The following is a 26,307-nucleotide window of genomic DNA, read 5'->3' on the forward strand; positions in this document are numbered from 1 at the left end:
TCAGGTCCTCGGCACGCGGATCGTCTCGGCCCAGGACGGCGGCTCCGGACCGCCCGCGCCGATGAGCACCGCGATCAGCCGGCACGTGGCGGGCTCGTCCGGCCAGGGCGTGTAGCCGTCGGTGAGGACGATGACGACGCTGGGCGGGTGCGGCGCGTCCAGGGCCCGGCGGATCCCGACGCGCATGTCGGTGCCGCCGCCGCCCTTCAGCTCGATCTGGTCGGCCGTGGTGACCCGCGACGCGGCCTGCACGTCGGCGTCGACGCTGAGCACGGTGACGCGGTCGCCGCGCACGCCGACCTCGCGCAGCACCCCGGTGACCTCGGCGAGCGCGGTGGCCAGCGCGTCGTCGCCCATCGAGCCGGAGGTGTCGATGACGACGGCGACGCGCGGCAGCGGGCGGCGCAGGCTCGGCAGGACGACGCCGCGCAGGGCCGGGCCGCGGCGGGACGGGCGGTGGTAGGTGTAGTCGGCGGCGCCGCTCGCCCACGACAGCGCCTCGCGGACGGCCCCGGCCAGCACGCGCCGCCAGTCGACGGTCGGTTCCAGCACCTGTTCGGCCCAGCGCCGCCATCCGGCGGGGAGGTTGCCGCGGCTGCGGTGGTGGGCGCGCATGGCCTCGGCGGTGTGCCTGCGGATCGCCTTGGCCTCGGCCTCGGTGACGCGCGCGGCGTTGCCGTCGGTGTCGCCGAGGTCCCACGGGGCGGGCTCGCCGTGGGCGCCCGATCCGCAGTCGAGCGCCCCGCCGGAGGCGGGCACGCCGGACAGGTACTCCTCGAACAGCCGTCCGGGCGGCAGGTCGTAGGTGGCGGGCGTGACGCGTCCGGCGGGCAGGCTCAGCCCGTCGGCGATCAGGTCGTCGTTGATCTCGCAGTCCTGGGCGATGTTGACGCGCAGCCGGTCGCGGCGCAGCCCCGGCGCCAGCAGGTCGGCGCGGCCGTGGTGGTCGCGCAGCAGGTGCGCGGCCTCGTGGATCCACACGCCCGCCAGCTCCTCCACGGGGGTGGCGTCGACGAACGCGGGCGACACGTAGCAGCGCCAGTACCGGTCGACGCCCATCGTCGGCACGGCGGTGGTCGGGACGACCGACAGCGAGTACAGCGCGGACGCCAGGTAGGGGCGTTCGGACGCGGCGCGGAACCGGGCGGCCAGCAGTTTCGTCCGGTCCAGATCGGGTGCGTGCCCGGTCATCAGCGGTCGCCGGTGAGCGCGCCCGACAGTTGCAGCAGGTCGACGAACGCGTCGATGCCGCTGGGCACGGGCCAGTCGACGTCGCGCAGGGCGGCCAGGTCGACCGCCGCGCGCGCCGCGACGTCCGGGACGCCCGCGTCGACCGCCTTGGCCAGCACCGTCCAGCCCGCCTCCCAGCGGCTCTGCGTGAGCCGTCCCTGGACGGCCGCGACCACCGAGGTCAGGAACGCCAGCTGCCGGTCGCCGCGGTCGGGCAGCGCGAACGCGTCCGGGTCGGCCAGCACGCGGTCGGGGTCGGGCAGGTCGAGGTTCTCCAGGTAGGACAGCAGTTCCAGGCCCGCGCCCTCGCCGACGGCGCCGACGACGACGGCCGACAGCGCCTCGCGTCCGGCGCCGGTGGCGTATCCGGTCGCCAGCAGCCGCAGCACCATCTCCCAGCTGCGGGGCGACGGCCAGGCGCCGCCGCGCGCCTCGGCGTCGCCGGGAAGCTGGTGGGTCAGGCCGGGACGCGCGGTGAGGAAGCCCGACACCGCGCCGCGCGCCCGCGCCACCGCGGACGGCATCCGCGCGGGCTCGATCTTCGGGACGGAGACCTGCGGCCAGGTGCCCGCCATGCCGCGCGCCACCGTCCGCGGGTCGTGCGTCCAGTGCAGGTGGACGAACCGGTTGGCCAGCGGCGGGCTCAGGTGCCAGCCGTCGGCGGCGCTGGACGGCGGGTTGGCGGCCGCGACGACGCGCACCGGCTCGGGCAGGGTCAGGCTGCCGACGCGGCGTTCCAGCACCACGCGCAACAGGGCCGCCTGGACGGCGGGCGGCGCGGACGACAGCTCGTCGAAGAACACCAGGCCGCGTCCGGCGCGGGCGACGCGCACCGCCCAGTCCGGCGGCGCCATCGGCACGCCGGTGACCGCCGGGTCGTCGCCGACGATCGGCAGCCCGGCGAAGTCGGACGGCTCGTGCACGCTGGCGATCACCGTCTCCAGGGGGACGCCGAGGCCGTCGGCGAGCTGGCGCATCCCGGCGGACTTGCCGATGCCCGGTTCCCCCCACAGCAGGACGGGCAGGTTCGCGGTGACCGCGAGCGCCAGCGCCTCGAACCGGTGGTCCTGGGCGGGTTCGGTGCGCCACGCCCCGGCACGCCTGTTGAGCTCGTCGGCCACGGCCAGGGCGTCGTGACCGCTGGTGGGTTCGTCGGTGGTGGCGGTCATGTGTTCCTCTCCCCCTGTGCGGCGATCCGCTCCTTGAGGAAGTCCAGGTCGCGACGCCTGCGGATGTCGATCAGCTCGGCGAGGTTCACGTCGCCCCCCGGGTAGACGTAGCCGTGGACGTCGGTGCGCGCCCCGGCGTCCACCAGGGCCCGGACGACGTCCGCCGAGGCGCCCCAGGCGACGGCGCGGAACAGCGGGGTGTGGCCGCGTTCGTCGGACGCCTCCAGGTCGAGGCCGGCCGCCAGCAGGCGCGGCAGCAGCAGCCGGTGGTCGACGTGGCCGATCAGGTGCAGGAGCGTGGTTCCTTCGCCGTCGCGGGCGTGCGGGTCGTGGCCGAGGTCGAGCATGCGCAGCACGCCGGGGGTGTCACCGTGCCGCATCCTGTGGAACAGCTCGTTGCGCTGGACGCGCAGGGCGCGTGGCATCCGTCCGGTGGACGTCCAGCCCTGCCGGACGGCGAAGCAGCCGACAACCTTGCCGCCGAACGCCTTGAGCGCCTGCTCGCGCCGCCGTTCCTCCTCGGTGTGGTCGTGCGTGTGCAGGACCCCACCCTGGTACGACACCCTGTGCCACACGCCTCGGCAGCGGACGCGGATGACCGGAAGCGGCCCGGGGTCGGGCGGGCCGATCGGGCGGCCGTCGCGGGGCGCGTCCCGTGCCGGGAACAGCGCCGAACGCACCAGCGGGTGCAGGTCGTCGGGGGTGAGCCGTCCGGCGCGCAGCAGCTCCAGGTCGGGCAGGCGTCGCCAGTACACATCGGGCAGCGGGACGGTGGCGACGGCGGGGCGGCCCTGCCGCCGGCGCTCGGCGGGACTCATCTCGCGGTGGAGGGTGAGGCGCAGGCCGTCGCCGGGGCACGTCGGGTCGTCGGTCTGTTCCACCGTCGCGACGAAGTAGCGCAGCACCCAGTGCGTGACCTGCTCGCCGATCGGAACGTGCCAGTTCCGGACGATGCCCTCGCGGGCGAGTCGCCGCAGTTCGGGACGCAGCCGGTGGAGGGCCAGCACGCTGGAGCGCAGCGCGTCCAGCAGATCGACACCGTGGCGGCGGGCCTCGTCGATCTCCAGGGCGACGTTCGCGGCGACGAACGCCCGTTCGACCTCGCCGCGGTCGTGCAGCAGCGTGATCCATTCGGCGAGGCGGACGGGATCGTCCGGGCCCGGGTTCTCGGTGGGCAGTTGGTCCGGGCGGCGCGGGGTGCCGTCGGCGTTGAAGAACGGGGCGCGGTCCAGGCTGCCGTGCCGGGCGAGGAGTTCGTGCGCGTGCCGCACGTCCCAGACGTGGCGCGCCGCCGACCAGTCGAGCTCGGTCCGCGAGGTCTTCGCGGTGCCGACGGCCACGGAGCCGAACCGCAGCGTCAGCCGTTGCCCGCCGACGCCCTCGGGGGTGACGATCTGCAGGGTGGCGCGCAGCCGCGGCCGGTCGTAGGCGCGCAGCACGATCACGCGGCGGGGCGTGATCATCGTCTGCGTGCTCCACTGCGGCTCCAGGCGGGGCAGGTGCCAGCGCAGCAGGTCGGGCGCGAGGTGCCGCAGGTCGTCCTCCAGCGCCTCGGCGATGGCCGGGCCGTCCTGGCGGGCCACCTCGGCGAGGTCGAAGGCGACGTCGACGCCGGCGGCGGCGCAGGCGCCCCGCCAGTCCCCGGCCAGGCGCCGTTCCGCCGCCTCCTCGATCATCCAGCGCGGCACCGCGTACCGGCGGGTCCGGGCCCACATGCCCGCGCGTTCACGGTCGAACGGTGCGCACGCGTTGGTGCCCGGTTTCGGCTGGACGGGGGTGTCGCGCTTGCTCACCGATAGACGCTCCCGATCAGCTGAATGTCGGAATGGGCCGGGGTCAGGGGACGCATCAGCGCGTTCAGCGCGCGCTTGACGCGGCGCGGAACGTTGGGGCCGAGCCGCACCCGCTCCAGGCGCGTCGCGTTGCCGCTTGCCCGGGCCAGCAGTGCCTTGGCGCCGCGTCCGGTGATGCCGGAGTGGGCCAGGTCGAGCGTGCGCAGGGGGCTGCCGGGGAGGGCGTCGGCCAGCGCGGAGGCGCCTTCGTCGCCGGTGGCGTTGGCGGGTGCGCCCAGCGCGCGTTGCGAACGTGGACGCCCCAGGTCGAGCGTTTCGATGCCGTCGAGGGCGTCTGCCAGAGCGCGCGCGCCGTCAGGGCCGATCCCGTTGCCGCCCAGCCCGAGCCGTACGGGACGAGTCGGGTCTGCCGCCCCGGCCAGGGCGGCGGCGCCCGCGTCCCCCAGGTGGCTCGACGAGACGTACAGTTCGCGCACGCCCGCGTCGCGTATGAGGGAGGCCAGTAGGGGCGCCGCGTCGGCGGCGAAGCCGTTGCCCCCGAGGAAGAGGCGTTCCACCGGTTGCGGACGTTCTGCCAGCGCGTCCAGCAGCACGCGCAGACCGTCCACGGTGATGCCTGTGTTGACCAGGTCGAGGGTGCGGATCGTCGTGTTGCGGCGGAGCATGGCCGCGAGCGCGCGCACACCCTCGTCACGGACGGGGTTGCGCTTGAACCACACGGCCCGCACCGTGTCGTCGTCCGCCAGCCGTTCGGCGAGCATGGCGACACCCTCGCCGTCGATACGGTTGCAGCCCATGTAGAGCGTTTCGACGCCGTGCCCGGGGACGAGCGCTTGGGCGATGGCACGCGCGCCGTCGTTCCCCATGGCGTTGGTGCCCAGCAGCAGGTGCACGGCGTGCGGCGACGCGGCGGCCACCGGCAGGAGGCGCGCGGTCCCCTGCGCACCCAGGCCCTGCTTGCACAGGTCGACACGACCGTCCGGACGTAGCGTGCCCAGGGGGAACGTCTCGTCGGCGTCGACCGCGGCCGCGTCGCCCAGGCGTACCAGCAGCGGTTCCAGGGCGGCCGGGTCGGCCGCCGGGACGTCGGGGTGTTCGATGGCGGGGCAACGCACCGGGGTGGGCCGTGTCTCGGGCTCAGTCATCACCACTCCACTGGGCGGTAGTCCTTGAGGAACAGTCCATGGACGGGTTCGCCGCGCACGCCCCGCACGATGGGGTCGTACACGCGGGCGGCCCCGTCGATGACGTCCAGCGGGGGGCGGAACCCAAGCGCGCGCTGCGCCGTCCGGCTGGGATGGGGCCGCTCGTCGGTGACCCAACCGGTGTCCACACTGTTCATGTAGATGCCGGACGCGGCGTAGTCGGCGGCCGACGTCCGGGTCATCATGTTCAGCGCCGCCTTGGCCATGTTGGTGTGCGGGTGGCGGACGGACTTGTAGGCCCGCGAGAAGCTGCCCTCCATCGCCGACACCTGCACCACGTACCGGTCCGGGTGCGGGGACGCCTCCATCAGGCCGCGCAGCCGGGAGGTCAGCAGGAACGGCACGAAGGCGTTCACCACGTGCACCTCCAGCCATTCCCCGGGCGGCACCTCCTCCAGCCGCAGCACCCAGCTGTTGCGGTCGCGCAGGTCGAGCGGCTGGCCGGTCTCGTCCGTCCGCCCGGCCGGGAACAGCGCCTCCCAGCCCGCGTCCGGCAGTGCCTCCAGGGCCTGCCCGGCGGTGAGCGCGGGACGGGCCGCGCCGGAGACGGTGACGCGGGCGGCGCCGCCGGTCAGCGCGCGGTCCTCGGCGGCGCGCACCTCGCGGTGGTAGGCGGGCGGGCGGCGGATCGTCTGGGCGGCGTTGTTGACCAGGATGTCGAGGTGGTCGAACCGCCGGTGCGCCAGGGCGACGAGGTCGGCCACGGCGGGCAGATCGAGGAGGTCGACGCCGTGGACGTGCAGGCGGTCGAGCCAGTCGTGCGCGTCGGCCACGGCGGCGAACCGGCGCGCCGCGTCCCGGGGGAACCGGGTGGTCACCAGCACCTCGGCGCCGTCGCGCAGCAGCTTCAGCGCCGTGTGGAAGCCGATCTTCACCCGTCCGCCGGTGACCAGTGCGCGGCGTCCGCGCAGGTCGGCGCGGGCGTGCCGGCGGGCGGCGTTCTCCTGCGCGCACGGCGGGCACATCATGTGGTATTGCGGATGCACCTGCCGGTAGGGCGTCTTGCAGACGTAGCAGCGCCGCGCGCCGATCAGCCGCCGCGGCGCCTGCCCACGCGCGGGGCCGGGTGCGGGGCCGGGAGTGGGGCCGGGTGCGGGCTCGGGTGCGGGATCGGGCGCGGGGTTCTGCTCGCGGTGACGTTCGGACGCGGCCAGGGCCTCCCTGTCGTGCCGCCGCCGCTCCTCGCGCCGCGCCGCCTTGCGCGCCTTCTTGCCCGCCCGGTACGCGTTGCCGACGGCGCGCCGGACGTGCAGCCAACGCGGATCGTCGGGGTCCGCCGAGGCCGCGTGCTCCAGCACCCGCAGGCACGTGTCGATGTCGGCCTGTGTCGGCTCGGATTCGGTCGACGCCACCGCGCTGGCTCCCCCACGGACGAAACGGGGTGATGGACCGGCCGGATTCGAACCGGCGTCCTCCCGCTTGGCAGGCGGGCGTGACGACCTCTGCACTACGGCCCATCACCGACGGTGAGCCTACCGACCGACCTGCCGGACTTCTTCGGATTCATCCCTCGTGCCGTTGCAGTTCGTCCAGCACCTCGGCCAGAGCGGCGCGCGGATCGAACAGCCCGGTGCCCATGGCGCTGCGCACGTGGTGGTGGACGTCCACGGCGGTGCGCAGCCACCGCGCGGCCTCCTCCAGGCGGCCCTGGCCGCGCAGCGACAGGCCCAGCCAGTAGGCGGCCTCGTGCAGCGGACGCTCGTCGTGGCGGCCGTCCCAGGCCAGCCGCAGCAGCGGCTCGGCCTCCGCGTACGCGCCGCGCCGCACCATGCTGCGCCCCGCCGGCCAGCCGCACCACGCCACCCCGCGCCGCGCCGCCAGCGCCCACATGCGCTCGGCCTCCTGCACGTCGCCGTACTCGTCGGACCTGTCGCCGCACCACCACGCCGCCTTGCCGTGCCCGAGCCGGGCGGCGCGGCGCAGCCACTTCTCCGCGTTGAACGCGTCGTTGGCGATCATCAGCAGGTGCCCGACGCGCTCGACGAGCCCCACGTCCTCCTCGTCCGGCTCGGACGCGGCACGGGCCCGTTCGTAGGCCGCCTCGGCCGCCGGAAGGAACCACCCGACCACATGCCGCGGCTCGGCCTCGCAACGTCCGTAGAGCAACTCCCCCAGAGCCAGCCCGGCCGCGACGTCCCCCCGCTCGGCCGCCATGCCGTACCAGTGCGCGGCCTCGGCGAACCGTCCGGCCTCTTCGAGCAGCCCGGCCAGTTCGACGGCCGCGTCCACGTTCCCGCCCTCGGCGGCGGCGCGGAGCCCCTCCAGCCGCCCGGCGTCCGCCGCCGTGACCGCTCCGGCCGTCCGCCGCAGCGTCTCCACGCGCTCCAGCGCTCCTTCGACGTCGCGGTTGTCGTTGTCACCGGCGTGCTCGCCGTAGGCCGCGTACCAGTCGCGCGCCTCGGCGAAACGGCTCTGGCGCAGGCACAGGCCGGCCAGCTGCCACATCGAGGACGCGTCCGCGAGGGCGGCGCCCCTCCTCAGCCAGTGCTCGGCCTCCCCCACGAGCCCCCGCTCCCTGCACAGGACGCCCAACGTGAACGGCGCGTAAGGCCGACCGGGAAAACGCCGTGCCGCCTCCTCCAGCGTCCGGTGGGCCTCGTCCCATCGGTCGACGCGCTCCAGCAGCAGGCCCTTCCAGACGAGCGGCCTGTCGTCGTCCGTCAGGTCGGCGACCTTGTCGAACAGTTTCACCGCGTCGTCCTGGAAGTACGGATGGGCGCGGAAATCGGCGACGTCCTGGCCGAGTTCGGCGACGGCCTGAAGCGCCGCCGCGTAGTCCCCTCCCGCGATGGCCTCGGCGACCATGTCCTCGCGCTCGTAGACGAAGGAGCGGAACCGCTCCATCGCCTCCAGGGCGTGCCCGGCCGTCTGGTCTCCCCGCGCCAGGGCCTCCTCCAGACGCCGCTCCGCCTCGTCCTGCCGCCCCTGCGCGGCCAGCAGCAGCGCCCCGTTCGTCCGGCACTCCGCGCTGCCCAGCTCGGCGCCCCGGGCGTACCACCGCGCCGCGCCCGCCGTGTCGCCCGACTCCTCCAGCAGCGTGGCCAGGCCGAACGCGCACCCGCCATCGCGCTCGGCGGCGACGCGGTACCACCGCTCGGCCCGCTCGTACTCGCCGCGGTCCCGCAACGCCGCGGCCAGCGCGCGGACACACCACGCGTCCCCCGCGCGCCCTGCCTGTTCAAGCCAGGGCAGGGCCCCGTCGATGTCTCCTCGGTCCAGAAGCCGCCGGGCGTACGCGGCCGCATCGTGCATGCGGTTTTCGGTTGAGGGCGGGGAGGCGAATACGGACATCCGGCATAGGTACCAGAGAACACCGTGACGCGTCCGCGATTCCCCGAGGGGCGGGCCGACCGGATTCGAACCGGCGTCCTCCAGGTTTGGGAGACCCGGCGCGACGACCTCTGCGCTACGGCCCGCCGCCCCGCAGCATAACGGCAGCCCCACCCGGCCGGCCGTTACGGCATGACGACCGGACGCCCCGAAGAGTCGCGCACGTCCAGATCACAGCCGAGTTCCCGCATGCGCTGCAAACCGGGCCCGTCGCGGTGCCGCGCCCGGGCCATCACCTCACGCCGGTAGGCGCGCAGGCGCCTCGGCAAGCGGACCGTGCCCTTCCCCCAGGCGTCCAGGACGGCGAAACACCCGGAACTCCGGCCGCCCAACGCGGCCATCGCCTTCTCACGTAGCCATTCGCCGTCGTGGTGCCTGGCAGGACGCAGAACACCGTCCACCATCACCAGTTCGTGCCACTCCCCACGGCACCGCACCCGCACGACAGGAGGCGGACCCGGATCAGGCGGACCGACCGGCCCGTCCGGGGCGGGCCGTTGCGGGAAAAGCGCCGAACGCACGAGCGGATGCAGTTCGTCGGGCGTGATGCGTCCCGCCCACAGCAGGTCCAGATCCACGTACCGCTCCCAGTACACGCGGGGCAGGCGGCGGTGAGGCCCGTGGAGCCGCGGGGGCGCCTTGGTCACGCCCAGCGTCCCGCCGTCCTCGTCCCACTGGAAGTGCAGGGCGAGCCGCCCGGCGCGGTCCTGTCCAGCCAGATAGTGATAACCGAAGGCGTCGATCGCGTCCTCTACGAGGAAGTGGCGCGCGTTCCATCGGCTCATCACCTGCTTGAGCCGGAACGGAGCCAGGGGAAAACGATGCGCCCGCTCCAGGGGATCGCCTTTGGGGTCTGTCTCGATGCCCGCCACGGCGAAGGCCGCCGCGATGTCGCCACGCTGGTGCAGCAGCGTGATCCATTCGGTGCGTCCCACCGGATCGGCAGGGCCGGGATCACACGCCGGCAGCTCCGATGCCGTGAGCGGCGTGCCGTCGGCGTGGAAGAACGGCGCCCTCCCGTCGCCGCCGCACCAGGCGAGGAGTTCGGGGACGCGCCGCGCATCCCACAGGTGCCGAACCCCGGTCCAGTCGTTCGGCGTCTCCGGCCGCCGCCCACCCAGGTAGACCTCCAGGACGACGCCGTGCAGGTCGGACCCGTGACGTGCGGGGCGCACCCGCAGCAACGCGCCCTCGTAGGAGGCCAGCACCAGTGGCGAACGCAGCGTTATCTCGTCGTCGCCCCACAGGGTGCGATCGCGGGGCAGGTGCCAGCGCAGCAGGTCCGGGGCGAGATGGCGCAGGTCGTCCTCGATCGCCTCCGCGACCGCCGCGCCCCGCTCACGGGCGACGCGCGCAAGGTCGATGCCGGCCGTGTCGACGTTCGCGACGGCGCAGGCGCCCCGCCAGTCCCCCGCCAGGCGCCGCTCGGTCGCCTCCTCGATCATCCAGCGCGGCACCGCGTACCGCCGCACCCGCGCCCACACACCCGCCTGCAGCCGGGGGAAGAACGGGCACGCGCCCCTCCACGACGTCACCTGCACCTCCACAACCATGTGGGCCGACCGGATTGAACCGGCGTCCGCCTGGAATGCGGTTCCAGGCGCGACGACCTCTGCGCTACGGCCCACCGGGCAACGCCTTCGGGGAGCGGACCGGCCGGATTCGAACCGGCGTCCTCCCGGATGCGCCGCCGGGCGCGACGACCTCTGCGCTATGGCCCGCCGCCCGGCAGCTTAGGGCCCACCGGTGCACCGCGAATAGCGATAAAGGATGCGGGCACGACCCAGAACATGAGCAGACCGGCCAAGCCCAGGGTGCGCCGGGCCTACGACGAGCCCGAACCCCAGGACGGCACGCGCGTCCTCGTGGACCGTCTCTGGCCACGTGGCCTGTCCAAGGACTCCGCGCGGATCGACGAGTGGCTCAAGGACGTCGCCCCGTCCACCGAACTACGCCGCTGGTACGGCCACGACACGTCCCGCTACGAGGAGTTCTGCCGCCGCTACGAAACCGAACTCGCCGACGAGGCCCGCACCAAGGCGCTGGACCATCTCCGGGAACTCGCCGCGTCCGGCCCCCTGACCCTGCTCACCGCCACCAAGGACATGGACCACAGCCAGGTCCCCACTCTCCTCAAGGCCCTGTCAGGTTGAGCAGGGGGCGCCTCCCCACCTGCAACGTTGAATGTCAACGCGGATGTCCTTGGGGCGTCGTGGTGCCGTGGGGGCTCGGGTGGATGCCGTGTGCGCGGATGGCCCGTGCCGCCTCCTGCGGATGCGTCGACTGCAGGTGGTGCCCCGCGTCCGCGACGACCGTCACGATTTTGGGATGACGGGCTCGCGCGGCGAGCACTGAGGAAGCTTCCCCGGTGGGAGCCTTGGCGGACGTGTCCCGCAACGCGCCCTGAAAGCACTACGCCATCCAGGCCCCGCTCGCCGCGTTCACCGAACGGGAACTGACGGACCGGTGCACGGCACTGGCGTGGAACAAGGAGGCTCCGCGAACGAGGTCCTGCGCACGTCCCCGCACCAGTACGTCGCCTGGGCGCTGGAGCACCCGGCCCGTTCAATCCCACCCTTCGGCACCCGGTCAACGACGCGCCATGGTTCGCAGCGGGACTCGCCTGACGCCACCAGCCCAACCGGCACTATGGAAAGGGTGAAGGACATCTTCTTGGCGCCGCCGACTTCCGAGCCGATGGAGTTCGTCTCGGACCTGCTCGGAGACCTCTCGGTGCCCGACCCGGACGCCCGGACGCTCACCGATCCGCGGGCAGCCGCGAAGCTGATCGCGGACGAGACCCGTTCCCGCGTGCAAGCGGTGCTCGAACGTTTCCCCGGCACCCCGTCGATCTTGCTCAGCGGGGGCGTCGACTCGATCTACGTCGCCGCCATGGCGGCGGATCTCGGCGTCCGCGCGCGGGCGATCACGATCGTGACCGGCGATGGGGCGGACAGGCCCCATGCCGCCGCCGCAGCGGCCGCGCTGGGGCTTCCGCACGACATCATCGAGCTCACGGCTGATGAGGTCGTCCAGCTCGCACGGGACGTGATGGGCCGGATCGGAACGTCCGAACTGTGGGAGGTCACCGCCGGCATCCCCTTGCTCGCCGCCCGCCGCAGCCTGGACCGTATCGCGAACCCGGGGCCGATCCTGACAGGCAGCGGTGCCGACGCCATCTTCGGCGGTGGCAGGAAGCCGACTCACCCTCTGGACAGCGACGAGGCCCGGGCCGAGATCGATCGGCTGATCCGTGAGGAGTCGGCGGCGAACTTTCGTTACGACCGCCTCGTCCCAGATTTCTATCCCGCCCTCCTGGACCGCTACGCCGACCGCCTGATCCATGTCTTCCAGACCGTCCGCTGGTGGCGGCTCGCCGCGCGGTTCGCACCGCGCGCCCTGTTCGGCGACCATGACGGCAGCCCTGTCGACAAGCTCGCGCTTCGGATCGCCTGTGACGCGCTGTTGCCCAGCGGCGCGAAGCACCTCGCGTGGACCGCTAAGTCGCCCATACAAAGGGCGTCCGGCTTGATGGGCGCGCTCGCCACCGCCGCCCGCGCCTACGCGGCCGGCCTGCCCGGTGCCACGACCTACACGAATCCGAAGACGGAAGACCCCGAGGCCGTGGCCACCCGGCTCTATCTCGCCATCCTGAAGGGCGACTAGCTCGACCTGTTTCCGCTGAGCCGAAGTGCCCGTCCGCGCGAACGGCGGCGCGGCCCCGTGCGCGTGTCGCCGAGGCGCTGGTCGCTGCGTCCGACCATGAGCACGGTCGTTCCGGCGGCCGCGAGCGAGCGTGCGATCGCCTCACCGATGCCGGAGGTCGCTCCGCTGAGGCCGCCGCGAACCCCTGACCAGCTGATCGCGGCACGCCTGCTCAACGATGGCCCGTGGGCACGGGCCGGGACTTGGCTTGCAGTTCGGCAGCGGTGCGTCCGGCGGCTGCCAGGAGCCGTGGCGCGGTCGATCACCCCGTCGTTCCGGGCGCTCACCGAGCCGGTGAGCTTCTTCCCTTCGGGCGCGTAGAGAAAGACGTCGAACATCATCGTCATGGCGCGTGACTGTAACGGGGAGGGGCTTGGGCTGAGCGGGTGACGTCTGCGTCTTCCGGGCAGGAATGGCGGACGGTCGTTGAGGGGGAGGGTTCACATGGGGCAGACGGCGGGGTTCTTGTACGAGCTGGGGCTGCTCAAGCGGTACAAGCGGACCGGCTGGCTCATCGCGGGTGTCAGGGATCCGGAGAGCATCGCGGAGCACTCGTTCCGGGCGGCGGTCATCGCCAGTGTGCTCGCCGAGATGGAGGGGGCCGATCCGGCGCGGGCGGCCCTGCTCAGTCTGTTCCATGACAGCCAGGAGACGCGCCTCACCGACATCCCCTACCTGGCCAGGCCCTATGTGACGAAGGCGTCCAACGAGGAGGTCACCGGGCATCAGGTCCGCGGCCTGCCCGAACCGGTCGCCGAGATGATCAAGAGGGTCGTCGGGGAGTACGAGGGCAAGGCCAGCGCCGAGGCCGTGTGCGCGCGGGACGCCGACAAGCTCGAATGCCTCCTCCAGGCCGTCGAGTACCGGGAGCAGGGCAACCAGAACACCCAGCCGTGGATCGACAGCTCGCTGACGCAACTTCAGACCGAGTCGGCCAAGCGGCTCGCCAGGGAGGCGCTGGAGACCGGGTCGCTGGAGTGGCTGGCGCGGGCGGTGAACGGAGACTAGCCAACGCACCAGGGCGCGCACACGTCTTGGGCGTTCACTCCAGGCAGCGGCGTGGCCCGGCCCCCGTGCCAGGCCCGAGCCTGCCCGACGTGCCGGGCCGGTCCGTGTGCGGCGAGCCGGGCCGGAGGGTGCCGAGCGAAACGGCGGTGGGTGTGCCTGGTCGAGCCACGTCCGCCGTGTCCAGCCAGGTCATATCCGCGGGACAAAGCCAGGCCGCGTCTGCGGCTCCGGGCCGGGGCGTGTCCGGAGCGCCGGACGGGGGCGTGTCTGGTGCGCGGCCGGGAGGCAAGGACCCGGAGGGGTGATCTTGCTTCCCCCGTGTGGGGGAACAGGTCGCCGGCGGTTCCTACCGTGGCGGGTCCCGCGCGGGCGGTGGGTCCGGAAGGCTCGCCGGTGTCCAGATCGGCCGGCGCGCGGGGAGAGTTCAGCGTGACGCAGGGATCAGCGGCTGCGGCGGGAGTCGGTGCGCGTTGGAGCGCGGTGCGCAGGGTCGCCGGTTACGCCGCGGCGCTCAGCATGGCGCTCTACCTTGTTGTCAAAATCCTCTGGGTCGTCGCCGCCCTGCTCGGGCACGGTCCGGACGACTTCGGCACCGCGGACTGGGTGGTGCTGAACTTCGTCACCGTGGTGATGGCGGCGACCGGGGTCGCTCTGGGACTGGCGCTGGCCCAGCGCTGGGGGCGTCGGCTGCCCGCAGCGCCGGTGATCTTCTTTTCCTGGGTGGGCGCGGGTTTCCTGGTCCCGATGCTTCCGTACGCGCTGATCAGCGGAATTCTCGGCGCGTTCGGGGGCGAGCGGGGTGACGGCGGCGGATCCGACGCGGCTCCGCGCTGGGAGACGGTGTTCATCACCATCGGGTTCGCCGGGATGGCCGTGGGCCTGGCGGTGGCCCTGCCGATCTATCTGAGGGAGAGATGGCCGCGGGCCTTCCTCGGACGGGCCGGGGACGGCCGTGCCCGCCCGTCGCCGGTCGTGACGGTGGCGATGGCAGTGGCCGGCGGCCTGGGTCTGCTCTGGTCTTACCGGGCGCTGGGCGGGACGCTGGGGCTCGATCCGGCTCATCGCGATCACTGGGATCTCAACGGGCGGCTGCTGAACGCCAACTCGGGGCTGTGGGCCTTGCTCGGCGTCTGGGGCACCTGGGCGCTCACGCACGGTCGGCCCGCCCGGCTTCGGGTGTGGATCGCCATGACGCCGGCCTACGCGGCTTCGGGCTCGTTGTTCGCGTGGAGCTGCTGGAAGCTGCCGATGGTGATCCTCCAGCCTGGAGGCTTCGTGGCCGCGGAGTACACGACGTTCGCAGTCGTTCAGCACGTCCTGGGCATCGTCGTGGGCCTGACGCTCGTGGGCGCCGTCCTGCGCTCCATCCCAACGGCGCCGGGAGATTCCGAGTAGTTAATACATGTATTAACTATCGGCGGCTAGCCTGGGCGCATGGCGGGTGAGGGTGGGACGGACGCTCTGGACTTCTGGTCGTTCGTCGAGCTGGCCGAGCGGAGGCTGGCGGAGGAGTTCGGGTTCCGGCACCGGACGGCCACGCGGCTGTTGCTGACGCTGAACCGGGCCTCGGCGATCGTCACCTACGACCTGGAGGCGGCGGTGCATCGGCCGCGCGGGCTGTCGTGGGCGGGGTTCCGGCTGCTGTTCGTCACCTGGCTGGCGGGTCCGCTGGAGCCGGGACGGGCCGCCGCCGTGGCCGGGATGACCAGGGCGGCGGTGTCCAACCTGGCCAAGTCGCTGGAGGCCGACGGGCTGCTGGTGCGGTCGCCGGGCGAGCGGGACGGCCGGACGGTGGTGCTGTCGCTGACCGAGCAGGGGCAGCGGGCGATGCTGGACGTGTTCGCCGCGCAGAACGCCCGCGAGCAGGAGTGGGCGGACGCCCTGACCGACACCGAGCAGCACATCCTGATCATGCTGTTGAACAAGCTGATCGCGGGTCGCCAGCGGTTCGACGTGCGCGAACGCAGCTGACGCACCGGCCGGCGCGGTCGCCTGGCCGATGGTTCGACTGCCCGGCTGAGCGCTCCAACGGACGCACGTCCGGTTCGCCCCTCCCGGGGGGGTGGCGGACGGCGGCGGGCGGTGCGATAGTACATGTGTTAACTACTTTGCCCCGGTGGCGGCGAGGAGGGACGCATGGCGTACTACCGGCGGGTCGGCGACGTGCCGCCCAAGCGGCACACCCAGCATCGGGACGGCGGCGGACGGCTCTACTTCGAGGAACTGATGGGCGAGGAGGGCTTCTCGGCCGACTCCTCGCTGCTCTACCACCGCGAGATCCCGTCGGCGATCGTGGATTCGCAGCCGTGGGAGATCCCGGACGTGACCACGACGCCCAACCATCCGCTCAGGCCCCGGCATCTGAAGCTGCACGACCTGTTCCCCAAGGAGACGTGGGGCGAGACCGACGTCGTCACGGGCCGCAGGCTCATCCTGGGCAACGGGGACGTGCGCATCTCCTACGTGGTCGCGGCCGCGCCCTCGCCGCTCTACCGCAACGCGCTGGGCGACGAGATCGTCTACGTGGAGTCGGGGACGGCGACCGTGGAGACGGTCTTCGGCGCGCTGCGTGCAGAAGAGGGCGACTACGTCGTCATCCCGACGTCGACCACGCACCGGTGGCTGCCCGAGGGCGACGGGCCGTTGCGCGCGTACGCCATCGAGGCCAACGGGCACGTCGCACCGCCCAAGCGCTACCTGTCGCGGTTCGGGCAGTTCCTGGAGCACGCCCCGTACTGTGAGCGCGACCTGCACGGCCCCGAGGAGCCGATCCAGCGCGACGAGACGGACGTGGAGGTGCTGGTCAAGCATCGGACGTCCGCCGGGGTCGTCGGCACCAGGCTCACCTACGCGCGGCACCCGTTCGACGTGGTGGGGTGGGACGGCTGCCTCTACCCGTTCACGTTCAACGTGAACGACTTCGAGCCGATCACGGGACGGGTCCACCAGCCGCCGCCCGTGCACCAGGTGTTCGAGGGGCCGGGGTTCGTGGTGTGCAACTTCGTCCCGCGCAAGGTCGACTACCACCCGCTGGCCATTCCGGTGCCGTACTACCACTCGAACGTCGACTCCGACGAGGTCATGTTCTACTGCGGCGGCGACTACGAGGCGCGCAAGGGCTCGGGCATCGCACAGGGGTCGGTGTCGGTGCACCCGGGCGGGACCCCGCACGGGCCGCAGCCCGGCGCCTACGAACGCGGCATCGGCGTCGAGTTCTTCGACGAGCTGGCCGTCATGGTCGACACGTTCCGGCCGCTGGAGCTGGGTGAGGGCGGCCTGGCCTGCGAAGACCCGGCCTACGCGTGGAGCTGGGCGGGAGGGCGGCGATGACCGTTCCCGCCTTCGCCCGAGGGCTGTGCGATGACGCGGCGGTGTTCCCCCCTGGGTCGATGCCGCTGCCCGACGCCGTTCCCGCGCACCGCGCGCACAAGCGCGCCGGGTACGCCGAGCTGGTCGGCTCGTTCGTCGTCGCGGCGCCCATGCTGGACGACCTGCGCGCCCTGCCGGGAGATCCGCTCTCGCTGATCGTGACGGCGCCCGAGGGGCCGCGCCAGGCCGCCGAGGCCGCCGGGGCCGAAGGCGTGCGGTCCGTGGAGGTCGCGGTGCCGGCGGGCATGCCGGTGGACGTGTTCTTCGCGGAGTTGCGGCAGGTGAAGGGCACGACCGTGGTCGTGGAGGTGCCGCGGGACGAGCGGCGGGCGCAGATCGTCGCCGGGCTGGCCGGCACGGACATGAAGGCCAAGTTCCGCACCGGCGGCGTGCGGGCCGAGATGTATCCGGACGAAGGCGAGCTGGCCGCCGCGATCAAGGCGGTGGTGGACGCGGACGTGCCGTTCAAGGCCACCGCCGGGCTGCACCACGCCGTGCGCAACACCGACCCGGAGACGGGCTTCGAACAGCACGGCTTCCTCAACGTGCTGCTCGCGGTCGACGACGCGCTCGACGGGCGTTCCGAAGGCGAACTGGCGCGCACGCTGGGCGAACGCGACGGCGCCGTCCTCGCCGACCGCGTCAGGCGGCTGGACGGGGCGCGGGTCGCCGCCGTCCGGAGCCGGTTCCTGTCGTTCGGCACGTGCAGCATCGCCGATCCCCTGACCGACCTGGTGACGCTGGGGCTGTTCCCGGCGGCCCTCGCGGAATCCGAAGGAGATGTCCGATGACCCGGATCGACGTTCCCGACGGCTCGCCCTTCGGCGTCGGCAACCTCCCGTACGGCGTTTTCTCCACGCCCGGCACCGAGCCCCGCGTGGGGGTGCGCCTCGGTGACTCGGTGATCGACCTGGCGGTGGCGCTGGACGACGACGTTTTCGCCCGGCCCACGCTCAACGCGTTCATGGCGCAGGGCCCGCGCCGCTGGGCGGAAACACGAGAACGGATCGCCGAACTGGCGCAAAGGGACGTACCGGACGCGGCAGTTCATGAATCGTCCCAGGTCAGGCTGCATCTGCCGATCGAAGTGGCGGACTACGTCGACTTCTACGCCTCCGAGCACCACGCGTCCAATCTGGGCCGGTTGTTCCGCCCGGATTCCGAGCCGCTCATGCCGAACTGGAAGCACCTTCCCGTCGGCTACCACGGCCGCGCCGGGACGGTCGTGGTGTCCGGCACCGACATCGTCCGGCCCAGCGGGCAGCGCAAGGCCCCGGCCGACGCCGCGCCCGAATTCGGGCCGAGCCGCCGTCTCGACATCGAGGCCGAACTCGGATTCGTCGTCGGCGTCGGTTCGCCGCTCGGCAGCCCGGTGGCGTGCGAGGAGTTCGCCGAGCACGTTTTCGGCGCGGTGCTCGTCAACGACTGGTCGGCCCGTGACATCCAGGCGTGGGAGTACGTGCCGCTCGGGCCGTTCCTGGGCAAGAGCTTCGCCACGTCGGTGTCGCCGTGGGTGGTGCCGCTCGCCGCGCTGGAGAACGCGCGCGTCCCCACCCCGCCGCAGCAGCCCGAGCCGCTGCCCTACCTGCGGGAAAAGGAGCCGTGGGGGCTGGACATCGAGATGACCGTCACCTGGAACGGCCAGGTCGTCTCGCGTCCGCCGTACCGGGAAATGTACTGGTCACCGGCGCAGATGCTGGCGCACATGACCATCAACGGCGCCAGTGCGCGCACCGGCGACCTGTTCGCCTCCGGCACCGTCTCGGGCCCGCAAAAGGAGCAGCGCGGCGCGTTCATCGAGCTGACCTGGGGCGGCCGCGAGCCGCTGCGGGTCAACGGCGAGGAGCGCACCTTCCTGGAGGACGGCGACGAGGTCGCCATCTCCGCGACCGCGCCCGGTGCCGACGGTTCCGTCGTGGGGTTCGGTGAAGTGCGCGGACGCGTCCTCCCGGCGGCGTCCGGCCGCCGGAGCGAGTGACCGCCGTGATCGACTGATTCCAAATCGTAATGTCGCGGGCCGTCCCCGCAGTCTGAACAACCGGTATTTTTCCAACATCATCTACTTTTGACCTATCATTCGAGGTCACTCCTGTCCTATCTGCAGGGCGGGAAAAGTCGGGGACGGCCTGGGGTGGCACAGTTGCGCACACGCGGCATCGCTAATCGACGTTGGGCGGCCGGAATCGTTCTGCTCGTCGGAACGCTGGGGCTGACGGCCTGTTCATCCTCCGAAACCCACGAGACCACCACGGCGGGCGGGGACACCAAGGTGCCCGCCGCCAAGGTGACGATCACCCCGGCACAGGGCTCCGAAAAGGCGCGCCCCGACCGCGGCGTGGTGGTGAAGGCGGCCGGCGGGACGCTGCAGTCGGTCAGCGTCACGGCGGGCGGCAGTCAGGTGGAGGGCGCCTTCAACGCCCAGCGCACCGAGTGGCGGTCCAAGTGGACGCTGCGCCCCGGCACCAACTACACGGTGACGTCCACGGCCAAGAACTCCATCGGCACCGTCTCGCAGGCCACCAGCACGTTCCGCACGCTCAGGCCCACGGCCGCACAGACCGCGACCGCCTCCCTGGACTGGATCCTGGAGGGCAACCGCGGCAAGACCTACGGCGTCGGCACGCCGATCATCGTCGACTTCAGCCGTCCGGTGGCCAACAAGAAGGCGGTCGAGCGGGCCCTGGAGGTCACCGCCGAGAAGCCGGTCGAGGGCGCCTGGCGGTGGATGGGCGACCAGAAGGTCATCTACCGCACCAAGACGTACTGGCCCGCGCACCAGACGGTGAAGCTGAACGCGCACCTGGCCGGGGTTCGGGTCGCCAAGGGCGTCTACGCCACCAAGGACCTCAACCGCACGTTCAAGATCGGCGCCGCCCGCATCACCACCATCAACATGAAAAAGCACCGGATGGTCGTCAAGGTGGACGGCAAGAAGGTGCGCTCGGTCCCGGTCAGCGGCGGCAACGGCACCACGCTGGAGTACACCACCACCAGCGGCACGCACCTGACCATGGAGAAGGGCAACCCGGTCCGGATGATCGCGCCCGGCCGTAAGAAGGGCGACCCCGGCTACTACGACCTGCTGATCAACTACGCGGTCCGCATCTCCAACAGCGGCGAGTACCTGCACCAGACGGCGGGCGAGGAGTACTGCCTGGGCCGCGCCAACTGCAGCCACGGCTGCGTCCGCCAGCCCGCCGACGACGCCCAGTGGTTCTACCGCACCGTGCAGCCCGGTGACATCGTCAACATCACCGGCACCCGGCGCAAGCTGCAGTACGACAACGGCTGGTCGTTCTGGCAGCTCCCCTTCGAGACCTGGAAGAAGGGCAGCGCGCTGCACTGAGCCCCCTCCCGGCCCCACCGACGGACGCGGTCACCGGCGACGGTGCCGCGTCCGTCGGCGTTCACGGGTCCACGCCCCCCGCGACGCCCCCTAGTCACCGGACGGGAGGACGGGCTTGATCGTCATCTCGTCCGGGACGTGCGGCAGGACGTTGCGGAAGTAGTCGCGGGCGGCGGTGGTCGTGCCGACGTCGCGGCCCAGCTTCTCCGACAGGAACCAGCGGTGTTCCAGCACCTCGTGGAACAGCTCGACCTCGTCCAGGCGGCCGCGCAGGTCGTCGGGGACGGCGCGCACCACCGGGTCGTACACCTCGGTCAGCCACCTGCTGGCCGCCACCGCCTCCGGCACGGGACGGCCCGACTCGCGTTCCAGGTGGCCGCGGTAACCGGCGATGTCGTTGAGCAGGCGGCGGGCCTGGTTCTCCTGGGCGTTCAGGCCGGTGCGGGCGAACAGCAGCCGCCGGTGGTGGCCGGGCTCGGCGACGAGCGTGCGCACCCGCAGCATGTTGCCCGGCCTGCCGTCGGCGGTCTCGCCCGCGTCGACCAGCTCCACCTCGTCCACGTCGAAGCCCAGCTCGTTGATGCGGCGCAGCCGGTCGGCGATGCGGAAACGCTGCTCCTCGGGGCCGATGACCTCCTCGCGGGTCAGCTCGTCCCACAGCGCGGTGTACCGGCGGACGGTGTCGTCGGCCACCGCCACCGGGTCCAGCTCCGGCGGCAGCAGCCCGGCGGCGTGCAGGTCGAACAGCTCCCCGGCGATGCGCTCGCGGGCCAGCTCCACGTCGTAGGTGCGCTGCCCCTCCGACAGCGACGGATGCAGCTCGGCGGTCTCGGCGTCCACCAGGTAGGCGGAGAACGCGCCCGCGTCCAGCCGGAACAGCGTGTTGGACAGCGAGCAGTCGCCCCACATGAAGCCCGCCAGGTGCAGCCGGACCAGCAGCTCGACCAGGGCGTCCAGCAGCCGGTCGGTGGGGTGGTGGCCGCCGCGCGGGTTGGCGAACAGCGCCCGGTACGAGCTGGCGTAGTCCAGGAACCGCGTCACCAGGACCGCGTCCTGCCCGTCCGGGCGATCCACCACGATGCCGGTCACCTCGACGGCCGGGATGCCCAGCTCGCGCAGCCGCCGCAGCAGCCGGTACTCGCGGCGGGCGAGCCGCTCGTCCAGCTCCTTGAGCGCGTAGACACCGCCGGCCTCGGCGACGAACCGCACCGTGTGCCGGGACAGGCCGCGGTGGCGGATCTCCACCAGGCGCTCCTCGCGCCACTGCCCCAGCGGCCGGTGCCACGGCAGGCTGAGCAGCCCGCTCGCCGCCTCGGCCGGCGGTTTGAAGACGAACCTCATCCGCCGCCTACCCGGCCGCGGCCTCGGCCCCGTCGCTCTCGGCCCCGGACGCGGCCGTGCCGCCGGACTCGGACGGCGTGCCCCGCTGGACCCGCCGCTGCGCCTCGCGCTCCTTGTCGGCCAGCCGTCCCAGCGCCGCCACGCGCTCCTCGTCACGGGTGAGGTTCTCGCCCGTCGCCGGGTCGAACAGGTGGATGCGCGAGGTGTCGATCCACAGCTCGGCCTCGTCCCCCGGGCTGATCAGGCTGGACGCGTCGAGCGCGACGACCGCCTGGGTGCGCATCTGGTCGCTGTCGAGCTCCTGCGACAGCTCGCGCAGCTGCGCGGCCACGTCGGCGGGCGCCTCGTAGGGGATGTAGGCGTACAGCTCGTTGCCCAGCCACTCGGTGACGTCCACGTGCACCCGCAGCACGGAGCCGCGCTCGCGCCGCTCGTCGCCGACGAGCGAGGCGTCCTCGAAGTGCTCGGGACGGATGCCCACCAGCACCAGACTGCGGTCCCCGACCGCCTCGACCTTGCGCCGGTCGCCCACGTCGAAGCGGCCGAGCGGGGTGTCCAGGACGGTGCCGTCCACGGTGGCGGGCAGGAAGTTCATCGACGGCGACCCGATGAACCCGGCCACGAACAGGTTGGACGGCTGCTCGTACAGCTCGCGCGGGCTGCCCACCTGCTGCAGCACGCCCTTGCGCAGCACCGCCACCCGGTCGCCCAGCGTCATCGCCTCGGTCTGGTCGTGCGTGACGTACACGGTCGTCACGCCGAGGCGCCGCTGCAGCCGGGAGATCTCGGTGCGCATCTGCCCGCGCAGCTTGGCGTCCAGGTTGGACAGCGGCTCGTCGAACAGGAACGCGTTGGCCTCGCGGACGATCGCGCGGCCCATCGCCACCCGCTGCCGCTGACCGCCCGACAGGTTCGCGGGCTTGCGCTCCAGGTGGTCGGTCAGCTCCAGCAGCTCGGCGGTCTCGTTGACGCGCCGCCGCACCTCGTCGTCGGGCGTCTTGGCCAGCCGCAACGGGAAGGCGATGTTCTCGAACACCGTCAGGTGCGGGTAGAGCGCGTAGTTCTGGAACACCATCGACAGGTTCCGCTCGCGCGGCGCGACCCTGTTGACGACCTTGCCGCCGATGCGCAGCTCGCCGGAGGTGATGTCCTCCAGGCCCACGATCATGCGCAGCAGCGTGGACTTGCCGCAGCCCGACGGGCCGACGAGGATCATGAACTCGCCGTCCTTGATGTCCAGGCTGACGTCGTTGACGGCCGGATAACCGTCGCCGTACCTCTTGACGATGTTCTTCATCGTGATCTCGGCCATGGCGCAACCCTCCTCGTGTCAGCCCTGTCAGCCCTTGACCGCGCCGGACGTCAGCCCCGCGACGATCCGCCGCTGGAACAGCAGCACGATCACCACGACCGGGATCGTCACCACCACGGCCGCGGCGCAGATCGCCGTGGTGGGCTGCTCGAACTGCGACTGACCGGTGAAGAACGCCAGCGCCGCCGGCACCGGCCGGGCCCGGTCGGTGGAGGTGAGCGAGATGCCGAAGACGAAGTCGTTCCAGCAGAAGAAGAACGTCAGGATCGCCGCGGTGAACACCCCCGGCGCCGCCAGCGGCACGATCACCTTGCGGAACGCCTGCCAGGTCGTGGCCCCGTCCACCTGCGCGGCCTGCTCCATCTCCCAGGGGATCTCGCGGAAGAACGCCGACAGCGTCCAGATCGCCAGCGGCAGCGCGAACGAGATGTAGGGGATGATCAGCCCCGGCCAGGTGTCGTACAGCCCGAGGTCACGCCACAGGTCGAACAGCGGCCCGACCAGCGACACCACCGGGAACATCGCGATGGCCAGCGCGAACGAAAGGATCAGCCGCTTGCCCGGGAACTCCAGCCGGGCGATCGCGTAGGCCACCAGCGTCGCGAACACCACCCCGACGAACGTGGCGATCAGCGAGATCCCGATCGAGTTGATCAGCGCGGAGGTGAACAGGCTGGTGGAGAACACCGTCCGGTAGTTCTCCAGCGTCCAGTCCTGGGGGAGGAACCCCTGGACGTTGCCGATCTCCCCGGGCTGCTTGAACGACAGCATCACGATCCACAGGATCGGGAAGATCGTCCACACCAGGATCAGCAGCGACGCGACGATCCACAGCGCTTTGGAACGCCCCGTCTCCATCAACGATCACCTCTCACCTGGGACAGGTCCACCCGGAAGCCGCGGATGAACACCGCCGCGATCAGCACCACGGACAGGAACAGCAGCACCCCGACCGCGTTGCCCATGCCGATCGCGGTGCGCGTGATGGTCTGGTCGTAGGTCAGGAACGACAGCGTGGCGGTCTGCTCCTGGCCGCGCGTCATGACGAACGGGTTGTCGAAGATCCGCCAGGCGTCCAGCGTGCGGAACAGCACCGCCACCAGGATCGCCGCCTTCATGTTCGGGATCGTGACCCGGCGCAGCCGCTGCCAGACGGTCGCGCCGTCCACCGTGGCCGCCTCGTCCAGGTCGCGCGACACCTGCGCCAGCCCGGCGAGCAGCAGCAGCGAGATGAACGGCGTCGTCTTCCAGATCTCCGACAGGCAGATCACGAACAGCGCCGCCCACCGGTCGGAGAACCAGGCGAAGTCGCCGAGCCCGAACCAGGAGTTGACGAAGCCGGACTGCAGGTCGAAGGCGTACCGCCAGGCGAACGCCGAGATCACCGTGACGATCCCGTACGGCACCAGGATCGCGGTGCGCACGGTGCGCCGCGCGAAGATCGCCCGGTGCATCACCATCGCCAGCCCGAACCCGAGCACCAGCTCGACGCCCACGGTGATCACGGTGATCAGGAACGTGGTGAACACGTCCTGCCAGAACAGTCCGTCCGACAGCGCGGTGGCGTAGTTGCGCAGGCCGACGAACTCGCGGTCCTGCGGGGCGGTGAGCCGGTAGTTGAACAGCGACAGGTACAGCGCGTTCAGCAGCGGGTACCCGGTCACCAGCAGCATGACGACCACCGCCGGCGCCGACAGCAGCAGGCCCAGCCGGCGTTCGGCCCGGGCCCGGTCGGAGATCTCCGCGCGTCCGGCCGGTCCGGCGGCCGGCGCCGTCTCCACCTGGGCGGTCATGACGCACCTCCTGGCACAGCGGGGGCCTCCCGTCTCCTCACAGCACGACCCCCCGTCACAGCAGCGCCTCGTCGCGCAGCACCGCGCGGATGAACTCGGCGGAGCGGCGCGGTGTGGTCTGCGGGTTCACCGACGCGGGCGGGTGCCACCTGCTCTGCACCGCCGCGGACACGTCGGTGTAGTACGGGGTGATCGGCCGGGGCGCCGCCGCGGTGATCGAGTCGCGGATCAGCGTGGCCATCGGGAACTCGCGCTTGATCTCGGGATCGTCGTACACCTCGGGACGGGCCGCCGGGTTCCCCGAGTCGAGCATGTACTTCTTCATGTTCTCGGGCGTGGTGATGCACCGGACCGCGTCGACGGCGTGGGTGTCCTTGTACTTGCCGAACGCGCCGATGCCCAGCTCGATGCCGCCGAACGGCGGCCTGCTCGGCTGGTTCGCCGTCACCCGCGGGTAGGGCGCCCAGCCCAGGTCGCCCGGGATGTTCTTGTCGATGACACCGTTCTTGGCGTCGTCGTTCTCGGCGCGCCAGATGTAGCCCCAGTTCACCATGAACCCGCCGCGCGGCCCGTTGAGCATCGACCGCGCCTGCTCCTCGATGTCGGTGGACAGCGACGGGCTCGCCGCCTTGGACCGGGCCAGCTTCTGGATGATCCGAGCCGCCTCGCGCCCGGCCGGGGAGTCGATGTCGATGGACGCGTCGTTGCCGCGCTCGGCCGCGCTGATGATGCGGCCGCCGGCGGACGCGACGAGGGCGTTGACCCACACCATGTAGCCCTCGTACTTGTTGCCCTGCGCGCCGACCGTGAGGTTCGAGCGGACCGCCGCGTCGATCATCTGGTCCCAGGTGAAGCCCGGGGAGGTCGGGTCGACGCCCGCCTTCTGCGCGGCCGACTTGCGGTACCAGAGGATCTGCGTGTTGGCCCAGAACGGCGCCGCGTACAGCCGGCCCTTCCAGGTGGAGCTCTGCACGGCGGCCGGGAACACGCCCTGGGTGAACCGCTGCGCCTCGGCGGAGCCGAACGGGCGCAGGAATCCGGCGTTGGCGGCCTCGGCGACGAACACCGGGTCCAGGCTCATGATGTCGAGCTGGTCGTCCTTGGCGGCCAGCCGCCGGATCAGCTGCTCGCGCTGCTGCGTCGCGTCGTTCGGCAGGATGGACGTGACGATGCGGTAACGGCCGGCGGCCGCCTTCGTGCACGCCTCGGCCAGCCGGGCCTGCCCGCCGTTGTCGGGATTGATGTACCAGTGGAGCGTCGGCGTTCCACCGTCGCCTCCGCAGGCGGCCAGCCCGCCGGCGAGCAGCGCGGCGGCGACCACGCCCCGCAGTGTCCGCCCGGGCGCCCTTGGCCGGGTTCGTCCTCCTGGACCATTGCGGGCACGTTCACCCTGGTCACCGCGCTCGTCCCTCGCCCCTTCGCTCACGGAACCTCCCGACGGGTCCCCCGCGTTCCGGACACTTCGGCGGGCCCGTCGCGGCGGGACTGGATCTCCACTCAAGCACCGGCGACTACGGAATGTCGAGATCCGTATCCGTACCGATGCAAAAGCGACTGCTGACTACCCTCCAAGTTCGATAAATCACCCGACTGTGCGATAGAACACACACCCGGCAGATAGATGGCCACACCTGGCCCGCCCGGAAGGCGGCTCGGCCGTCCACCGGGCTGACGGCTTGTAGAACATACATAAACAACCCGCGATG

Annotated in this window: 22 protein-coding genes and 4 tRNA genes; 9 read left to right on the forward strand and 17 right to left on the reverse strand. The window is 72.0% G+C overall.

Going from position 1 to position 26,307, the window contains the following annotated elements; genetic code table 11:
* The 11 genes from ABZ801_RS38375 to ABZ801_RS38425 form a co-directional block, all read right to left on the reverse strand.
* Window positions 1-1,191, reverse strand: a complete 1,191-nt coding sequence (locus tag ABZ801_RS38375; RefSeq protein ID WP_360708030.1) for a VWA-like domain-containing protein — start codon at window positions 1,189-1,191, stop codon at window positions 1-3.
* The gene (locus ABZ801_RS38380; protein ID WP_360708032.1) at window positions 1,191-2,399 is read right to left on the reverse strand and encodes an AAA family ATPase; all 1,209 of its coding nucleotides are present in this window, start codon (window positions 2,397-2,399) and stop codon (window positions 1,191-1,193) included. Before ABZ801_RS38380 ends, ABZ801_RS38375 begins: the two co-directional genes overlap by 1 nt.
* Complete coding sequence (locus ABZ801_RS38385; RefSeq protein WP_360708034.1) at window positions 2,396-4,192, reverse strand: ankyrin repeat domain-containing protein; 1,797 nt, start codon at window positions 4,190-4,192, stop codon at window positions 2,396-2,398. Before ABZ801_RS38385 ends, ABZ801_RS38380 begins: the two co-directional genes overlap by 4 nt.
* Window positions 4,189-5,337, reverse strand: a complete 1,149-nt coding sequence (locus tag ABZ801_RS38390) for a gala protein (RefSeq protein WP_360708037.1) — start codon at window positions 5,335-5,337, stop codon at window positions 4,189-4,191. Before ABZ801_RS38390 ends, ABZ801_RS38385 begins: the two co-directional genes overlap by 4 nt.
* Window positions 5,337-6,749, reverse strand: coding sequence for an SDR family oxidoreductase (locus ABZ801_RS38395; RefSeq protein ID WP_360708039.1), 1,413 nt, complete (start codon window positions 6,747-6,749; stop codon window positions 5,337-5,339). The genes ABZ801_RS38390 and ABZ801_RS38395 overlap by 1 nt, the downstream gene beginning before the upstream one ends.
* Window positions 6,750-6,781: 32 nt before the next feature.
* Window positions 6,782-6,854: transfer RNA gene (locus ABZ801_RS38400), tRNA-Gly, on the reverse strand.
* A gap of 46 nt (window positions 6,855-6,900) precedes the next feature.
* Complete coding sequence (locus ABZ801_RS38405; protein ID WP_360708042.1) at window positions 6,901-8,649, reverse strand: tetratricopeptide repeat protein; 1,749 nt, start codon at window positions 8,647-8,649, stop codon at window positions 6,901-6,903.
* An 89-nt stretch (window positions 8,650-8,738) separates the two neighbouring features.
* Window positions 8,739-8,813 (reverse strand) — tRNA-Gly (locus tag ABZ801_RS38410).
* Window positions 8,814-8,852: 39 nt separating this feature from the next.
* Window positions 8,853-10,262, reverse strand: coding sequence for a hypothetical protein (locus tag ABZ801_RS38415; protein ID WP_360708045.1), 1,410 nt, complete (start codon window positions 10,260-10,262; stop codon window positions 8,853-8,855).
* Window positions 10,263-10,280: 18 nt separating this feature from the next.
* Window positions 10,281-10,354, reverse strand: a tRNA-Ala gene (locus ABZ801_RS38420).
* Between the two features lie 19 nt (window positions 10,355-10,373).
* Window positions 10,374-10,449 (reverse strand) — tRNA-Arg (locus tag ABZ801_RS38425).
* 68 nt (window positions 10,450-10,517) lie between these two features.
* On the opposite strand from ABZ801_RS38425, the gene ABZ801_RS38430 reads away from it, so the two are divergent.
* Together ABZ801_RS38430 and ABZ801_RS38435 are read left to right on the forward strand one after the other, a co-directional pair.
* Entirely contained in the window at window positions 10,518-10,880 is a 363-nt protein-coding gene (locus ABZ801_RS38430; protein ID WP_360708048.1) for a DUF488 family protein, read from the forward strand.
* 505 nt (window positions 10,881-11,385) lie between these two features.
* Window positions 11,386-12,393, forward strand: a complete 1,008-nt coding sequence (locus ABZ801_RS38435; RefSeq protein WP_360708050.1) for an asparagine synthase-related protein — start codon at window positions 11,386-11,388, stop codon at window positions 12,391-12,393.
* Here the strand turns inward: ABZ801_RS38435 and ABZ801_RS38440 are convergent.
* Entirely contained in the window at window positions 12,390-12,779 is a 390-nt protein-coding gene (locus tag ABZ801_RS38440) for a hypothetical protein (protein WP_360708053.1), read from the reverse strand. The genes ABZ801_RS38435 and ABZ801_RS38440 overlap by 4 nt on opposite strands.
* Window positions 12,780-12,876: 97 nt before the next feature.
* On the opposite strand from ABZ801_RS38440, the gene ABZ801_RS38445 reads away from it, so the two are divergent.
* The 7 genes from ABZ801_RS38445 (at window position 12,877) to ABZ801_RS38475 (ending at window position 20,155) form a co-directional block, all read left to right on the forward strand.
* On the forward strand, window positions 12,877-13,440 hold the full coding sequence (locus ABZ801_RS38445; protein ID WP_360708056.1) for an HD domain-containing protein: 564 nt from the start codon (window positions 12,877-12,879) through the stop codon (window positions 13,438-13,440).
* A 480-nt stretch (window positions 13,441-13,920) separates the two neighbouring features.
* Window positions 13,921-14,835, forward strand: coding sequence for a hypothetical protein (locus ABZ801_RS38450; protein ID WP_360708059.1), 915 nt, complete (start codon window positions 13,921-13,923; stop codon window positions 14,833-14,835).
* A gap of 39 nt (window positions 14,836-14,874) precedes the next feature.
* Window positions 14,875-15,411, forward strand: a complete 537-nt coding sequence (locus ABZ801_RS38455; protein WP_360708062.1) for a MarR family transcriptional regulator — start codon at window positions 14,875-14,877, stop codon at window positions 15,409-15,411.
* A 165-nt stretch (window positions 15,412-15,576) separates the two neighbouring features.
* Window positions 15,577-16,770 (forward strand): cupin domain-containing protein, encoded by a 1,194-nt coding sequence (locus ABZ801_RS38460; RefSeq protein WP_360708065.1) that lies wholly within the window; start codon window positions 15,577-15,579, stop codon window positions 16,768-16,770.
* On the forward strand, window positions 16,767-17,600 hold the full coding sequence (locus tag ABZ801_RS38465; protein ID WP_360708067.1) for a hypothetical protein: 834 nt from the start codon (window positions 16,767-16,769) through the stop codon (window positions 17,598-17,600). Before ABZ801_RS38460 ends, ABZ801_RS38465 begins: the two co-directional genes overlap by 4 nt.
* Entirely contained in the window at window positions 17,597-18,787 is a 1,191-nt protein-coding gene (fahA, locus tag ABZ801_RS38470) for a fumarylacetoacetase (RefSeq protein WP_360708070.1), read from the forward strand. The genes ABZ801_RS38465 and fahA overlap by 4 nt, the downstream gene beginning before the upstream one ends.
* 291 nt (window positions 18,788-19,078) lie before the next feature.
* Window positions 19,079-20,155 (forward strand): Ig-like domain-containing protein, encoded by a 1,077-nt coding sequence (locus tag ABZ801_RS38475; RefSeq protein ID WP_344953873.1) that lies wholly within the window; start codon window positions 19,079-19,081, stop codon window positions 20,153-20,155.
* Between the two features lie 90 nt (window positions 20,156-20,245).
* On the opposite strand, the gene ABZ801_RS38480 is transcribed toward ABZ801_RS38475, so the two are convergent.
* The 5 genes from ABZ801_RS38480 to ABZ801_RS38500 are packed head-to-tail and all read right to left on the reverse strand — an operon-like array spanning window position 20,246 to window position 25,922.
* Entirely contained in the window at window positions 20,246-21,496 is a 1,251-nt protein-coding gene (locus ABZ801_RS38480; protein WP_360708073.1) for a DUF4032 domain-containing protein, read from the reverse strand.
* Window positions 21,497-21,503: 7 nt separating this feature from the next.
* Window positions 21,504-22,808, reverse strand: a complete 1,305-nt coding sequence (locus tag ABZ801_RS38485) for an ABC transporter ATP-binding protein (protein WP_344953878.1) — start codon at window positions 22,806-22,808, stop codon at window positions 21,504-21,506.
* A 27-nt stretch (window positions 22,809-22,835) separates the two neighbouring features.
* Complete coding sequence (locus ABZ801_RS38490; protein WP_360708076.1) at window positions 22,836-23,666, reverse strand: carbohydrate ABC transporter permease; 831 nt, start codon at window positions 23,664-23,666, stop codon at window positions 22,836-22,838.
* Window positions 23,666-24,601 carry a sugar ABC transporter permease gene (locus ABZ801_RS38495; protein ID WP_344953883.1) on the reverse strand — a complete coding sequence of 312 codons (936 nt, stop codon included), beginning with the start codon at window positions 24,599-24,601 and terminating at the stop codon, window positions 23,666-23,668. The genes ABZ801_RS38490 and ABZ801_RS38495 overlap by 1 nt, the downstream gene beginning before the upstream one ends.
* A gap of 55 nt (window positions 24,602-24,656) precedes the next feature.
* Complete coding sequence (locus ABZ801_RS38500; RefSeq protein ID WP_360708079.1) at window positions 24,657-25,922, reverse strand: extracellular solute-binding protein; 1,266 nt, start codon at window positions 25,920-25,922, stop codon at window positions 24,657-24,659.
* Between the last annotated feature and the right edge of the window lie 385 nt (window positions 25,923-26,307).

The sequence above is a fragment of the Actinomadura sp. NPDC047616 genome (genome assembly GCF_040642915.1).
Taxonomy (GTDB): Bacteria; Actinomycetota; Actinomycetes; order Streptosporangiales; family Streptosporangiaceae; genus Spirillospora; species Spirillospora miaoliensis.

Coding starts and splice junctions, on each gene's coding strand:
- ABZ801_RS38375 (WP_360708030.1), bottom strand. CDS start 1,191: ATGACCGGGCACGCACCCGATCTGGACCGGACGAAACTGCTGGCCGCC.
- ABZ801_RS38380 (WP_360708032.1), bottom strand. CDS start 2,399: ATGACCGCCACCACCGACGAACCCACCAGCGGTCACGACGCCCTGGCC.
- ABZ801_RS38390 (WP_360708037.1), bottom strand. CDS start 5,337: ATGACTGAGCCCGAGACACGGCCCACCCCGGTGCGTTGCCCCGCCATC.
- ABZ801_RS38405 (WP_360708042.1), bottom strand. CDS start 8,649: ATGCACGATGCGGCCGCGTACGCCCGGCGGCTTCTGGACCGAGGAGAC.
- ABZ801_RS38430 (WP_360708048.1), top strand. CDS start 10,518: ATGAGCAGACCGGCCAAGCCCAGGGTGCGCCGGGCCTACGACGAGCCC.
- ABZ801_RS38440 (WP_360708053.1), bottom strand. CDS start 12,779: ATGACGATGATGTTCGACGTCTTTCTCTACGCGCCCGAAGGGAAGAAG.
- ABZ801_RS38445 (WP_360708056.1), top strand. CDS start 12,877: ATGGGGCAGACGGCGGGGTTCTTGTACGAGCTGGGGCTGCTCAAGCGG.
- ABZ801_RS38455 (WP_360708062.1), top strand. CDS start 14,875: ATGGCGGGTGAGGGTGGGACGGACGCTCTGGACTTCTGGTCGTTCGTC.
- ABZ801_RS38460 (WP_360708065.1), top strand. CDS start 15,577: ATGGCGTACTACCGGCGGGTCGGCGACGTGCCGCCCAAGCGGCACACC.
- ABZ801_RS38465 (WP_360708067.1), top strand. CDS start 16,767: ATGACCGTTCCCGCCTTCGCCCGAGGGCTGTGCGATGACGCGGCGGTG.
- fahA (WP_360708070.1), top strand. CDS start 17,597: ATGACCCGGATCGACGTTCCCGACGGCTCGCCCTTCGGCGTCGGCAAC.
- ABZ801_RS38480 (WP_360708073.1), bottom strand. CDS start 21,496: ATGAGGTTCGTCTTCAAACCGCCGGCCGAGGCGGCGAGCGGGCTGCTC.
- ABZ801_RS38485 (WP_344953878.1), bottom strand. CDS start 22,808: ATGGCCGAGATCACGATGAAGAACATCGTCAAGAGGTACGGCGACGGT.
- ABZ801_RS38490 (WP_360708076.1), bottom strand. CDS start 23,666: ATGGAGACGGGGCGTTCCAAAGCGCTGTGGATCGTCGCGTCGCTGCTG.
- ABZ801_RS38495 (WP_344953883.1), bottom strand. CDS start 24,601: ATGACCGCCCAGGTGGAGACGGCGCCGGCCGCCGGACCGGCCGGACGC.